Origin of the sequence: Microbacterium sp. MYb62 (assembly GCF_002979475.1) — a bacterium.
GTDB lineage: Bacteria > Actinomycetota > Actinomycetes > Actinomycetales > Microbacteriaceae > Microbacterium.
This window is the reverse complement of record NZ_PCOY01000014.1, coordinates 59,319-71,571: the sequence shown is the minus strand read 5'-3', so window position 1 is coordinate 71,571 and position 12,253 is coordinate 59,319. Positions and strand designations below refer to the sequence as shown.

The window sequence follows — 12,253 nt, the reverse complement described above, 5'->3', positions numbered from 1 at the left end:
ACGCGCTGCCCGCGCGGGTGCCGCAGCGGGGCGGGACATCACCGCACCCCGGACTTCGCGTCCGCCTTCAACAGCACTTCGGCCGGAACCGTGAAGTCGGCCCGCCGGCTCAGCACGAACGCGATGGTCGCTCCGAGCAGCGTGAGAGCCGCGATGAGGAGCAGCCCCCAGATCGCGGAACCGGTGGTCTCACTGATCCAGCCGATCGCGTACGGACCGGCGAATCCGGCGAGGTTGCCGACCGAGTTGATGAAGGCGAGCCCGGCGGCCGCCGCCGTGCCGGTGAGCACCATGGGCGGCAGACTCCAGAACAGCGGCGTCGTCGAGAACAGCGCCGACATGCCGACGCACAGCGCGGCGAGCGCGAGGATGGGCGTGCCCTGCGCGGCAACCGCCGCGATGAGCGAGAGCGCGGTGATGGTGAGGGTGATGCCGATCTGCAGGGGGATGTTGCCCTGCTTCCTGGCGGCGCGCTCCCAGGGCAGCATGACCAGTGCGGCGCACAGGTTCGGCAGCGCGACGAGCCACCCGGTCGTGGAGTTGGAGAAGTCGCCCATGCTCTTCACGATCGTCGGCAGCCACATGCCCAGCCCGTAGGCACCGAACACGACACCGAAGAACAGCACGATCAGGGTCCACAGACGTCCGTTGCTGAACACCTCGCGCAGGCGCAGGCGCCCGTGCTTCTGCTCGGTCGCGGCGGTCTCGGCGGCGAGGGTGTCGTTGATCCACCGCTGCTCGGTCGGGTCCAGCCACCGGGCGTCCTGCGGGCGGTCGGGCAGCCAGAAGAAGACGACGAAGGCCAGGAGCACGGCAGGAAGACCCTGCAGCAGGAAGACGAGCTGCCAGCCGTCGAGGCCCCACATGCCGTGCAGCTCGAGCATCCATCCGGAAAGCGGCGCGGCGACCGCGTTCGCGATCGGGTTCGACAGCACGAACACCGCGAGCACCTGCGTGCGGTACTGCCGCGGGAACCACAGCGTGAGGTAGAGGAGCACACCGGGGAAGAAGCCGGCTTCGGCGATACCGAGGATGAACCGGGCGATCGCGAACTGCGTCGCATCCTGCACGAAGGCGGTCAGCGCCGCGACGAGGCCCCAGGAGACCATGATGCGCGCGATCCACTTGCGGGCGCCGAATCGTTCGAGGAGCAGGTTGCTGGGGACCTCGAACAGCAGATATCCGATGAAGAAGATGCCGGCGGCGAATCCGAACGCGGCTTCGGTGATCTGCAGCGCCGTCGTCATCTCCAGCTTCGCGAAGCCGGCGTTGTTGCGGTCCATGTAGGCCACGAGGTACAGCAGTCCGAGGAACGGACCGAGGCGCCAGATCGCCTTCTTCATGGCGGATGCCCCCACCTCCTCCGACGTGCGGGCATCAGGGGCGATTCCATTCCTGGACATGACAACTCCTTTGTCATCGACTGTGCTGAGCTTGCTATAGCATCTAGCAAAACGGGGCGCTTGTCCACTCCTGGGGGAAATGCCATAGCATCGAGCGAACGAATGCGCGCCCGCTCGACGAGACGGCACCGCGGATCGAGAAGGGCACCCGATGCGCAGCGTCTCGGATCACAACATCGCCGAACAGGTCACGAACGAGCTGCGCTCGGCCATCCACTCCGGAGAGCTCGCCCCCGGCGATCGCCTCGTCGAGAGGAAGCTCGCCGAGCGGCTCGGCGTCAGCCACATCCCCGTGCGCGAAGCCCTGACCCGCCTCGCCGAAGAGCGCCTCATCACGCGCGAACCTCGTCGAGGCGCCCGCGTCGCACAGCTGAGCGCGCAGGATCTGGAGGAGATCTCGAGCCTGCGCATCGTGCTCGAGCAGTTCATGGCGATCCGCGTGCAGGAGCGCTGGGACGAGGAGTCGGCCGCCCGGCTCGGCGCCATCATCCAGGCGATGTCGGATGCCGCGCCCGGCGACATCGACGAGGTGCTGCGCCAGGACCGCCTCTTCCACGAAGCCCTCGCCGATCTGGCCGAGCACCGCTTCCTCGATGAACTGAGCGGACAGCTTCGCGGTCGCATCACCGGATTCCTGCACGCCGCCAACGCCGCACTCGACCCCACCGAGCAGGAGGGGCACGTGCGCAGTCACCAGCAGATCGTCGACGCCATCGCGAGCGGTGATCCCGAGCGGGCGCAGGCGGTGATCGCCGAGCACGTGACCAGGGCGGTCGAGCGCATCACCCCCACGGCCGAGGCCGAGTGACGCGACCCGTGCCGCACAAGACGATCGTCCTCACCGGAGCATCCGACGGGATCGGCGCGGCGGCCGCCCGCCAGCTCAGGTCGTCGTCGTCGTCGGACCGGATGATCCTCGTCGGGCGGTCGGTCGAGAAGACCCGCGCCGTCGCCGAGGAGACCGGGGCCGCTTGGTTCACCGCCGACTTCACCCGCCTCGATGACGTGCGCACGCTCGCCGAGCAGATCGTGGATGTCGTCGGTGACGGCGGCATCGACGTGCTGGCGAACAACGCCGGTGGCATCTTCGGGGATCAGACCCCCACGGTCGACGGGTTCGAGAAGACGATGCAGGTCAATCACCTGGCGCCGTTCCTGCTCACGAACCTGCTGCTCCCGCACCTTCTCAAGGTCGAAGGCGCGGTCATCAACACCTCGAGCATCGCCCACCGCCTCTTCGGCCATCTCAACGTCAACGACCTCGACAACCGCCGACGCTTCAGCCCGAACAAGGCCTACGGCGACGCGAAGCTCGCCAACGTGCTCTTCGCCAAGAGCCTGCACACGAAGTTCCATGCCGACGGGCTGAGCGCGGTCGCCTTCCACCCCGGCACCGTGCAGACGAACTTCGCCTCGGACTCGTCGAGCATCATGCGGCTCCTCTACCGCACGCCCCTCAAGCACCTCATGCTCATCGGCGCCGACAAGGGAGGCGAGACTCTCCGCTGGTTCATCGAGGGAACCCCCGATGAGACGTGGTTCTCCGGCGCCTACTACGACGAGCGCCGGCTCACCACGAAGGTCAATCCTCAGGCGAACGACGCTGACCTCGCCGAAGCCCTGTGGCAGCGCAGCGCGGAACTCGTCGGCATTCCCGCGCCTTAGCCCCCCAAGAGGGCACAGGTTCTCGTCGAGAGGCCGTCAACGCCTGCATCTGGCGCACTCAGGGAGTGGCGGATCCGGCTCAGACCATCAGGGTCGGCGATGTCGAGCAGTAATACCAGCCATGAAATTCTTGTTCCCCTCACTCATAGCGCGTAACGTTCTACGCGTTACGTGGTTAGGCTCCTCGTTCAAGTGCTCGCTTTTTCACGGATTCACCCACTCGGTCAGACGCGCCCGGCCTTAAAGGAGAGCAGAAATGAGAGAGACCCAAGACACCGGTGAAGTGAAGAGCTGGTCGGCAACCCGTCACGGTAAGCGGGCGGACCGATTCAAGGAGTCGGCTGTTCCCCGAATGACCGACAGGCCGCTCAGCGGGGGGCGACTCTCGCCCCGAGTGCCTTTCCGTGCTGTCGGACGGAAGCGTCGGCGTGCGGGAATGAGGAAGGCAAGTGTTGGTGTTGCCACAGGGGCGGCAGTGCTGTTGTCGACTTTGTGGGTTGCCCCCGTGGCGATCGCGGACGAGGAGTCCGCGGTTGATGCGGTTGCAAAGGTCGCCCCCGCTGACGTGGCGGCTACTATCGACACCCCGCTACTAGCTGGTGGGGAGCGCACCGTAACAATCGATCGACTTGAGGTTGAGGTGTCGTCGTCTGCCGCCGATGGCGTGTCCGTTTCGGCGGGTGAGGGGGTGGCGACGATCGGGCTTCCGTTCGCCAACGAGGCGGGCGATGGTTCCTCCACGGATCCTGGAACGGTCACGTATGACAACGGAAACTCGACGAGCAGTGTCGTTCTCGTGCATGACTCTGGCTCGGTACAGGTTGCGACCGTGATCGATAGTGCGATTGCGCCGACACGCTACGACTATCCCCTCGACCTTCCCGAGGGTTCGAGCCTCGTGCTGCGGGACGGTGGCGCGGCTGTGATCGATGACGCAACCGGCGAGACCCTGGGAAGCTTCGCAGCTCCCTGGGCAAGAGACGCAACTGGCAAGGACGTTCCCACTCGCTACGAGCAGAACGGTCAAACCCTTACGCAGATCGTCGACCACGACAGCAACTTCACCTACCCCGTGATCGCTGATCCGACATACACGACGCACGTAAGCTACCTCAGCAAAGCACAGGTCGTCACTATGTATAACGGCCTTAAGGGCATCAGCAGCGCATGCAGTGTTGCTTCAATTTCCGTGGCCGGCCAGCATTGCCTGCTTGGGACTCGCCCCTTCCGCACAAGTCGAGAAGGCCTACTGGAACAAGTGGCGACTCAAGGTGACGTACTACAACTGCGGGTTCAACTACTGCAGCTACACGACGTACACGGCAGTGCCGTAGGCAAGGACGAACATCATGCGTATCAAGACGCCGGCCGCCAAGATCGGGTACTTGCTCATCGTCATCGCGGGAATGACTCTCACTGTGATTCCACTCGCAGCCATCAGCTTTGAGCTCGGCTTCGCGTGGGCAGTCGTCGCTCTCGTGGCGGCCGTTGTCGTGGCGGCTCGAACATTCCGAGGCGCAGGAGAATCTGACGCGCCACGCCCGTGGTGGAAGCTGACCAGCACACGAGGCAGCGGGATTCTCCTCGGCGTAATGTTCTTCATCCAAGGCATCACCGCAGCCATCGGAGCGTCTGTCTCCCCGGATCCACCGCTTGCTGTCACCGGTGGCGTGGTGGCGCTGATCGTCGCCGCGATGTACCTGAACTCGGCTATCCGGGCTCAGCGGCACGCGGCGCCCCCCGTCCCCCAGGAGTTGTGAACCGAAGCTCTTCGCAGTTCAAAGCAATAAGCGCGGGAGCGCGTCTGACACGCTCCCGCGTTTATGTGTCTATCGACTAGTGCCGTGGCCTCGTTCGCAGCCACCCCATCATTGGAGCGCACGACCTTCCCGCCCAGAACTCGCGTACTCGCGTCGGGGACGGATCGGCTCAGACCGCGAGGTTGGCGGTGTCGACGATACGGTCGCCCTCGGCGGGGAAGGCCGTGCGAGCCACACCCGTCTCGACGTTGCCGGTGTGCAGCAGCGTGGAAGATGTGCCGAACGCGGCATCCGTCAGCTCCAGCGATCCGCCCTCGAACCGGTTGCCGACCGCGCGATAGTGGGTCGCGCCCTTCGTGACCGAGACGTGCGTGGCCGCCCCCTCCGCGCGGAAGGTGCTGTCGGACAGCGTCAGGTGCAGCTCGCCGTCGCCGGTCCGGGAGACACCGGTGCCGCCCTTGTTCGCGACATCCGAACCCGCGATCTCCACCGCCTGCCGCTCGCCTCGTGCCGCCGCGATGCGGGCGTTGCGGAGCGTCGAGCCCTCGAACCGGAGTCGCTCCGATGACGACACGATGGGTGCCGCGTCGTCGGCGGCAGTGAGGGTCGATCCGCGGAACGTGACCGCTCCCGCGCCCGCGATCTTCATGCCGCCGACCCGGTCGAGCACGGTGTCGACGAACGTGACGGGCGTCTTCACCGTGGCGTTGGTGAGCTCGCCGGGGGCGATGAAAGTGAAGTGCGAGTCGGCGATCACAGTCGGCCGCGAGGAGTTGTCGGACGCCTGGGTGATCACGAGGGTGTCGGATGCCGTGCACCCGCGCAGCTGCGCGCCGTCGGCGTTGATCCACAGCATCCCCGACCCCGCGAGCGACGGCTTGCCGATGACCTGCACGTCTTCGAGGGTGAGGTCGGTGATGCGCACACGCGCGACGAACCATGAGCACACGTGCTTGCGTACCGTGATGCGCTTGGCCGCGGAACCCCAGGCCGCCCCGGAGTTCGCGAAGGTCATGAGCCCCGAGTTGCCGGTGTAGGTGAGGTCGTGCTCGTACTGCCCGTGTGTGACGAACGGACCCTGGTCGTCACCGTCGCCGTGGCAGTTCTCGACCAGGCAGTAGGCGCTCGCGGTGAAGTCGTTCAGGTGTCGGGCATTGGCGGTGTGGCAGTTGGCGACGTATCCGTAGAGGCAGTAGATCTGCTGCGTGAGGTAGCCGGCACCGCCCCAGGTGACCGAGGTCGGGTTCTTGAGCGTGCAGCTCACGGTCGAGTAGTACGTGTTCCACCGGCGCTGGATGAGCGGCCAGAACGTGCCGGTGCCGTCGATGTGGTCGACGTCGCAGCGCACCGCGTACTCGAAGGCCAGCGGGTGCGAACCCGTGTACTCGTCGGTGCCGGTTCCGAGGAACTTCAGGTTCGACACCGTCACGTCCTGCACCGGAACGACCCGGCGCCACGTCATCGTGCGGTCCTCGCCCAGCGGCCAACCGTTCTTGTAGTTGATGCGGATGTGTGTGCCGTCGACGATCTGCGTGACCTGCACCATCCGCTGCAGCTCGCGCTCCCAGCGGCCAGACAGCGCGTTCACCTCCGCGGCGTACCAGTCGCCGACCGCGAAGAACGAGGAGTCGGCTACCGGGAAGACATCCCCCAGATCGGGCACGACCTCGCCGAGCTTCGCCTCCTGCACGGCATCGGTCACCTCGCCCCGGAAGAACATCACGGCCGCGAACGGATCGTCCTTGCCGGCGTTCTCGATGCCCATGGTCGTCATCAGGTGCCCGCCGAAGTCGAAGGCGATGTTCGACCGGGAGAACCGGTGGCGACGCACGAAGTTGAGGGGGCTGTGCCCCTCGATGCGGTGGATGCTCGCATCGTTCACCATCGCATCGAGCGCGTCGTCGGCGTTGACGCTCGCATCCATGATCCCGAACATCCGGAAGTCCACGACGCCGTCGTGCACGAGCAGCCAGGCCCCGCCCTTGGGGGCGGCGAGCACGGTGCCGCCGTTCGCCGCGGGGGCGTCCTTCTTCACGAAACGGTAGGTCCCGTCACCGCCATCACCCGCTGCACCGTATCCGGCCGTGCGGACCAGGTCGCCGTCCTTGCCCTTGCGGGTCGCGAGCGCGGTCGCCGTACCGGCGTCGGCCACCGACGACGATCCCGAATTCCCCTGCGCCACGATCGTGCCGGCGGCCTGCGCGGGGGTCTGCGTGCTGACGGCGGCGACACCACCGATCGCCACCGCACCGAATCCGGCGAGCAGCATGCGCCTGCTGCGCAGCGCAGCGGTCTCTGTCCCGGTGTTCTCCTGAGGGGTCATGGTCATCCTCCTTGCGGCTTCATCGCCGCGGTCAGGCGGCCGGCCTTTCCGGCCGGGCCGCATCATCCGATCGATCCCCAGTCCCCAGTGCTGTCTCCGAGCTGGCCGCTCAGAAGTAGTCGCCCGCCGTGAGGTGGCGGATGCCGTGCAGTCGCGCCTCGCGCCGCAGCGGACGGATCATCCCGGTGCGGTCGGCCTGCCGCACCGCCTCGGGCGCGAAGGAGCGGAGCGCCAGATCCTCCTCCGGCAGAGCGGGCACGGCGAGATCGCACGACGTCACTCCGGCGGATGCCCAGTCGACGGCGATCGCGGCGAGAAGGTCGTCGCGCGCCCCCTCGGCGTCGCCCTCGACGCCGGGGAGCACGGCGCTCTCCAGGAGCATGCCGACATCGCCGCGACGCTCGGTGATCGCGTAGCCGATCACGGTCGAGCCCTCGGTCCGGCGATAGAGGGTCGCGCCCGTCATGCGCACCTCGGCCATCGCGGTGTCACGATCGCCACGAACCGGGGCCAGTACGACTCGACCTGCACGCGAACGCTCATAGACCTCGCGCAGCGGACGGAAGCTCCCGAGACCGACGCTCTCGCGCTCCACCCGATCCGCGGCAGCGGCCGCGGCTGCCCCGGGAGCATGCCACGGCCCGGCCAGGGTCCGCGCCATCGAGAAGCTCTCGAAGCCGCTCGAGCGGTACACCTCCGGCGTACCGGTGAACAGCAGCGCCCAGTCGGCATCAGGTGCGGTCTGCAGGGTCGCGGTCACGAGCCGACGGGCGAGGCCGTGCCCGCGGGCGCGCTCGGCGACCGCGACGCTGCCGATCGCGTGCACCTCGGCGATGCCGCCGTCGTCTTCGCGCAGCCGCTTGGGCAGGCCGTAGATCGACCCGCACAGGCCGGCGTCGTCCTCGGCCACCCGCGTGTGCGCGAGGCGTTCGTGGTCGATGAGCCACTGGTCGGGTGCGAGCGGAGGCGTGAACGCGGCTGCCCACAGCGCCGTGAGCTCGGCCTGATCGTCGGGGCGTGCGGCACGGATCGTCGCCTCGCTCATGTGTCACCCCGCGCGATCTCGGCGGCGCGGATCGTGTTCGCCACGACCAGACGCGCGGCACTCCAGGAAGCCACGGTCGCCCCGTGCGGCGCCGGTTCGCGCAGCAGCGCGCGGATCAGGCCGCGGAACCCCAGCGCTGCGTTCGCATCATCGCCATCCACATCGAGCGCGACCGAGCGGATGCCGGTGGCCGTCACGACATCCACCGCGTACGCATCCGCGCCGGGCGTTCCCGTGACCAGCATCTGCACCGGCACCTCCCGAGCCGCACCGGGAACCCGCAGCAGACCCTCGATGCCCGCGGCATCCTCCGACGAGGTGGTCGATCCCTGGCGCGTGCGCGTCCAGCCGGATCCTGCGACGAGGGTCGACCCGGGCAGCAGCACGTCGAGCATCTCCCAGGCGTGCACCCCGACCGTCACGGCGGTGCCTCCGCCGAGCTGCGGATCGTCCTGCCACGCGCGGTCCACCAGCTGGAAGGCCGCGTTGTCGTGCTGTGCGTGCAGGCGCAGACCGAGCACCTCGTCGGCGACGATCTCCTCGGCGAGCGCGCGGAGAGCGGGCGCGAAGCGGAGCACCGAGCTCGTGCCGACGGCAACGGACGACGCGGCGAGCACCCGGTCGACCTCGACGAGCTGAGCTGCCGTCGCCGCGATCACCTTGTTCACGAAGACCGGGGCGACTCCCCCGCAGAGCGCCCGCAGGAAGGGCACGACCTCGTGCGGACGCGGCGTCGCGATGACGAGGTCAGGTCGCAGCGCCGCGAGTGCGTCCACGGAGGCCGTCGCCGCCCCGCCGAAGCGCGCCGCGAAGGCCTCGGACGCGACCGCGTCCGCGTCGTGCACCCCGACGACCTCGGCACCGAGTGCCCGCACGTTCGCGGCGTCGGTGTACGGGTGCGAGTGCGCCAGCCCGGCGAAGGCCACGCGCAGCGGCATACCTGTCATGCCATCGACGACAGCTGGTCACGGTCGACGGTGTGTGCGAGAGCCCGCCCCTCGACGAAGGCCTCGACCTCGTCGGCGACGATCCTCCCCTGACGCAGCCGTCCCTGACTCGTGCCCGCCGCCCGGTGCGGGGTGATCAGCACACCGGGAAGCGTCCGGAACGGGCTGTCCACGGCGAACGGCTCCTCGTCGAACACGTCGATCGCGGCGCTGAGTCGCCCGCGTCGGAGCTCATCGATCAGCGCGACCTCGTCGACCAACCAGGAGCGCGCCGTGTTGACGAGCCCCGCGCCGTCGCGCATCAGAGCCAGCTCTCGGCGGCCGATCAGGTGGTGGGTCTCGGGCAGGGTGGGGGCATGGACGGCGACGATCTGCGCCCGCTTCATGGCCTCGTCGAGCGGGACGAGCTCGGCCCCCAGTGCGGCGGCGGCGGCGGCATCGATCGTCGGGTCGACCAGCAGCGGCTCCGCCCCGAGCACACGGATCAGTTCGAGGTAGGCACGCCCGGTGCGCGAGGCCCCGATCACGGCGACGGGTGTGCCGAGGATCTCGCGCTGCACGCCCACGGCATCCGCGTCGTACCAGCCGTCGCCCGCGCGCAGTGCGTTGTGCATCTCGGGCACCCGGTGCAGCAGCGCGAGCGTGAAGGTCAGCGACACTTCGGCGACCGGCCGTGCCATGCCCGCACCCGCCTGGGTCACGACGACACCGCGATCGAACAGCTCATCGGTCGCGAAGGGCTTGATGGTGGCGCCGGTGTGTGCGATGAGTTCGAGCTTCGGCAGCGATGCGAGCACCGCGGCGTCGAACGGTCCGACGCCCCAGCTCGTGATGACGATGCGTGCTTCGCCGAACTCCGCCTGCATGAGTCGGTCGACGCGGACGAACGCTCCGCCGAGGCGCGTCGCGACATCGTGTAGTCGTTCGGCATCGGCCGTCGAGAAGAACTCTGCGAAGAGCTCTTCCGAGACGACCGCGACCACGGTCGGCGCGTCCGTCTGCGCGCTCATCGCAACCAGGCCTCGAGGTTCTCAGCGATGAAGGCGTCGTCGTTCAGTGCGGGGTACGCGTGGCGCACCCGCTCGATCTCCTCGGCCTGCCCGGGCGAGAGACCCTCGGCGGGATCGAGGCACCAGACCCCGTCGAGCAGACCCTGCTGCCGGAGCATCTCGTGCACGCCGGCGATCACGCCGTGGAAGTCGTTGCCCGGATCGAACACCGCCTGGTTGACGTCGACCATGTCGGAGGCGACGAGACCGAGCTCGCGGTAGGCATCCGCATCGCCGTCCATCGCCTGCTGCGCCCGTTCGAGGAGCGCGACCGCGGCGCGGGTGCCGACGGCCCACTGGCCGAGCAGCCCGCCGACGAAGCGCAGCGTGCGCGGACCCGACGGGGAGTCGACATGGAACTCCGAGAGCAGGTCGGCCACGATCGCGTCGTCGTTGCCGGTGTAGAGCGCGATCTCGTCGGCACGGCCCGAGGCGGCGACGCCCCGCACCAGTTCCAGCGTGCGATAGCGGTCGAAGGGCGCGGCCTTGACGGCGACGACGGCAGGGATGGAGGCGAACTCGCGCCAGAAGTCCCGGTCGAGCACCGGCCCGCCGATCGCGGTCTGCAGGTAGAACCCGACCACCGGGAGCACCTCACCCACGGCACGGGCGCGTTCGAGCAGGGCTCGTTCGTCGGCGCCCGCGACACGAGGACTCACCAGCACGGCGTCGTAGCCCAGTCCGCGGGCGAGCTCGGCCTCGGCGACCGCCTGGGCGGTGCCTCCCGCGACGCCGGCGATGCGCACCACGTCGGCGCCCGCGCGCGCATCCAGCTCCTCCGCGGCGAGCGCGAGCACGGGCTCGAACAGTGCATGTTCGGGATCACGGATCTCGAACTGGGTCGTGTGCACCCCGACGGCGATGCCGCCGACCCCTGCGTCGAGGTAGTAGCGGGTGAGCGCCCGCTGGCGACGCTCGTCGATGCGTCGATCGGCGGTGAGCGCGAGGGGGTGGGCCGGGATCACGGCGCCGCGGGCAAGGGTCGCCGCGGCCTCCGGTCGCAGGGTGGGGACCGCCATCAGAACTTCCCGTCCCGCACGGCCCACTTGGTCGGCTTGGCGATCATCGGAAGGCTCTTCTCGATCCAGTCGGCCTGCAGGCCGATCAGGGTCTCGGCCGAGACGGCGGGGTAGCCGAACAGCGCCATGCACCGGCGGGCGTCGCTGAGCAGCGCGGTCGGCTGCGGCTCGTCGACGATCTCGACCTCGCGGTCGAACAGGGTGCCGAAGCGGCGGGCGATCGACTCGACGCTCAGCAGCTCGGGGCCGGTGAGGTTGATCGTGAACGGGGCGGTCGAGGCGTGCACGAGGCTGCGCAGCACGACCTCGTTCGCGTAGCCCTGCCAGATCACGTTGACGTTGGCGGTGGCGACGGAGACGGGCTGCCCCGCGTGCACGGCGCTGCCGATGTCGGCGAGCACGCCGTAACGCAGGTCGACGGCGTAGTTCAGGCGGATGATGGCGACCTTGGTGCCCCGCTCCTGGGCGCCGAACTCGAACACCCGCTCCCGTCCGAGGCACGACTGCGCGTACTCGCCGATCGGCGCGGGCTGCACCTCTTCGGATGCTCCGCCGGACGACGCCGGCAGGAAGGGGTAGACGTTGCCGGTCGACAGCACCGAGATCGCACTGTCGCGGTAGCGGCGAGCGACGCGATCGGGCAGAGCGGCGTTGACCTCCCAGGCCCAGGAGGCGTTGGTCGCAGCGCCGAACTTCGCGCCGACCATGAAGACCACGTTCGGAGCATCCGGCAGCGATGCGAAGTCGTCGTTCTCGATCAGGTCGAACGAGACGACCTTCACGCCCGCGGCCTCCAGACGTTCGCGGATCGCGGCGTCGCCGAACCGGGAGACGGCGTAGACCGCGTCGCCCTGCCGCCCGGCGGCATCCATCCCGCGGCGCGCGAGCATCGCCAGGGTCGGGCCCATCTTGCCGCCCGCGCCGAGGATCACGAGGTCGCCCGCCCCGCGGGCGAGGTCGTCGATCAGGCCGGCGCTCGGTGTCGCGAGCGCCTCCTCGAGATCGGCTTCCGAAGTGAAGTCGTGCTGAGTCATGTACTGCT

General features: G+C 68.5%; 10 protein-coding genes. 3 read left to right on the top strand and 7 right to left on the bottom strand.

All coding sequences use genetic code 11. The features are described 5' to 3' along the window. Window positions 1-38: 38 nt before the first annotated feature. Window positions 39-1,403, bottom strand: a complete 1,365-nt coding sequence (locus CQ042_RS13970; RefSeq protein WP_105671054.1) for an MFS transporter — start codon at window positions 1,401-1,403, stop codon at window positions 39-41. Window positions 1,404-1,554: 151 nt separating this feature from the next. Here CQ042_RS13970 and CQ042_RS13965 point away from each other — a divergent pair, with 151 nt between their 5' ends. The 3 genes from CQ042_RS13965 (at window position 1,555) to CQ042_RS20315 (ending at window position 4,515) form a co-directional block, all read left to right on the top strand. Next, complete coding sequence (locus tag CQ042_RS13965) at window positions 1,555-2,211, top strand: GntR family transcriptional regulator (RefSeq protein ID WP_105671053.1); 657 nt, start codon at window positions 1,555-1,557, stop codon at window positions 2,209-2,211. Next, complete coding sequence (locus tag CQ042_RS13960; RefSeq protein ID WP_258132256.1) at window positions 2,208-3,068, top strand: SDR family NAD(P)-dependent oxidoreductase; 861 nt, start codon at window positions 2,208-2,210, stop codon at window positions 3,066-3,068. The genes CQ042_RS13965 and CQ042_RS13960 overlap by 4 nt, the downstream gene beginning before the upstream one ends. 505 nt (window positions 3,069-3,573) lie before the next feature. Further along, the gene (locus CQ042_RS20315; RefSeq protein WP_146115405.1) at window positions 3,574-4,515 is read left to right on the top strand and encodes a hypothetical protein; all 942 of its coding nucleotides are present in this window, start codon (window positions 3,574-3,576) and stop codon (window positions 4,513-4,515) included. Window positions 4,516-4,997: 482 nt separating this feature from the next. Here the strand turns inward: CQ042_RS20315 and CQ042_RS13955 are convergent, their stop codons facing one another. From CQ042_RS13955 to CQ042_RS13930, 6 genes are all read right to left on the bottom strand, one after another. Beyond that, a complete protein-coding gene (locus tag CQ042_RS13955; RefSeq protein WP_105671079.1) occupies window positions 4,998-7,151 on the bottom strand; it encodes a peptidase C14 in 2,154 nt (717 codons plus the stop codon). A 109-nt stretch (window positions 7,152-7,260) separates the two neighbouring features. Continuing rightward, complete coding sequence (locus tag CQ042_RS13950; protein ID WP_105671052.1) at window positions 7,261-8,196, bottom strand: GNAT family N-acetyltransferase; 936 nt, start codon at window positions 8,194-8,196, stop codon at window positions 7,261-7,263. Then, window positions 8,193-9,143 (bottom strand): Gfo/Idh/MocA family oxidoreductase, encoded by a 951-nt coding sequence (locus tag CQ042_RS13945; RefSeq protein ID WP_146115403.1) that lies wholly within the window; start codon window positions 9,141-9,143, stop codon window positions 8,193-8,195. Before CQ042_RS13945 ends, CQ042_RS13950 begins: the two co-directional genes overlap by 4 nt. Beyond that, complete coding sequence (locus CQ042_RS13940; protein ID WP_105671050.1) at window positions 9,140-10,153, bottom strand: hydroxyacid dehydrogenase; 1,014 nt, start codon at window positions 10,151-10,153, stop codon at window positions 9,140-9,142. The genes CQ042_RS13945 and CQ042_RS13940 overlap by 4 nt, the downstream gene beginning before the upstream one ends. After that, complete coding sequence (locus CQ042_RS13935; RefSeq protein ID WP_105671049.1) at window positions 10,150-11,211, bottom strand: dihydrodipicolinate synthase family protein; 1,062 nt, start codon at window positions 11,209-11,211, stop codon at window positions 10,150-10,152. The genes CQ042_RS13940 and CQ042_RS13935 overlap by 4 nt, the downstream gene beginning before the upstream one ends. Then, window positions 11,211-12,245, bottom strand: coding sequence for an NAD(P)-dependent oxidoreductase (locus CQ042_RS13930; protein ID WP_105671048.1), 1,035 nt, complete (start codon window positions 12,243-12,245; stop codon window positions 11,211-11,213). The genes CQ042_RS13935 and CQ042_RS13930 overlap by 1 nt, the downstream gene beginning before the upstream one ends. Window positions 12,246-12,253 lie beyond the last annotated feature (8 nt).

Bases quoted from the DNA above. Each gene is read 5' to 3' on its own strand.
- CQ042_RS13970 (WP_105671054.1), bottom strand. From the start codon at position 1,403: ATGTCCAGGAATGGAATCGCCCCTGATGCCCGCACGTCGGAGGAGGTG.
- CQ042_RS13965 (WP_105671053.1), top strand. From the start codon at position 1,555: ATGCGCAGCGTCTCGGATCACAACATCGCCGAACAGGTCACGAACGAG.
- CQ042_RS13955 (WP_105671079.1), bottom strand. From the start codon at position 7,151: ATGACCCCTCAGGAGAACACCGGGACAGAGACCGCTGCGCTGCGCAGC.
- CQ042_RS13950 (WP_105671052.1), bottom strand. From the start codon at position 8,196: ATGAGCGAGGCGACGATCCGTGCCGCACGCCCCGACGATCAGGCCGAG.
- CQ042_RS13945 (WP_146115403.1), bottom strand. From the start codon at position 9,143: ATGACAGGTATGCCGCTGCGCGTGGCCTTCGCCGGGCTGGCGCACTCG.
- CQ042_RS13940 (WP_105671050.1), bottom strand. From the start codon at position 10,153: ATGAGCGCGCAGACGGACGCGCCGACCGTGGTCGCGGTCGTCTCGGAA.
- CQ042_RS13935 (WP_105671049.1), bottom strand. From the start codon at position 11,211: ATGGCGGTCCCCACCCTGCGACCGGAGGCCGCGGCGACCCTTGCCCGC.
- CQ042_RS13930 (WP_105671048.1), bottom strand. From the start codon at position 12,245: ATGACTCAGCACGACTTCACTTCGGAAGCCGATCTCGAGGAGGCGCTC.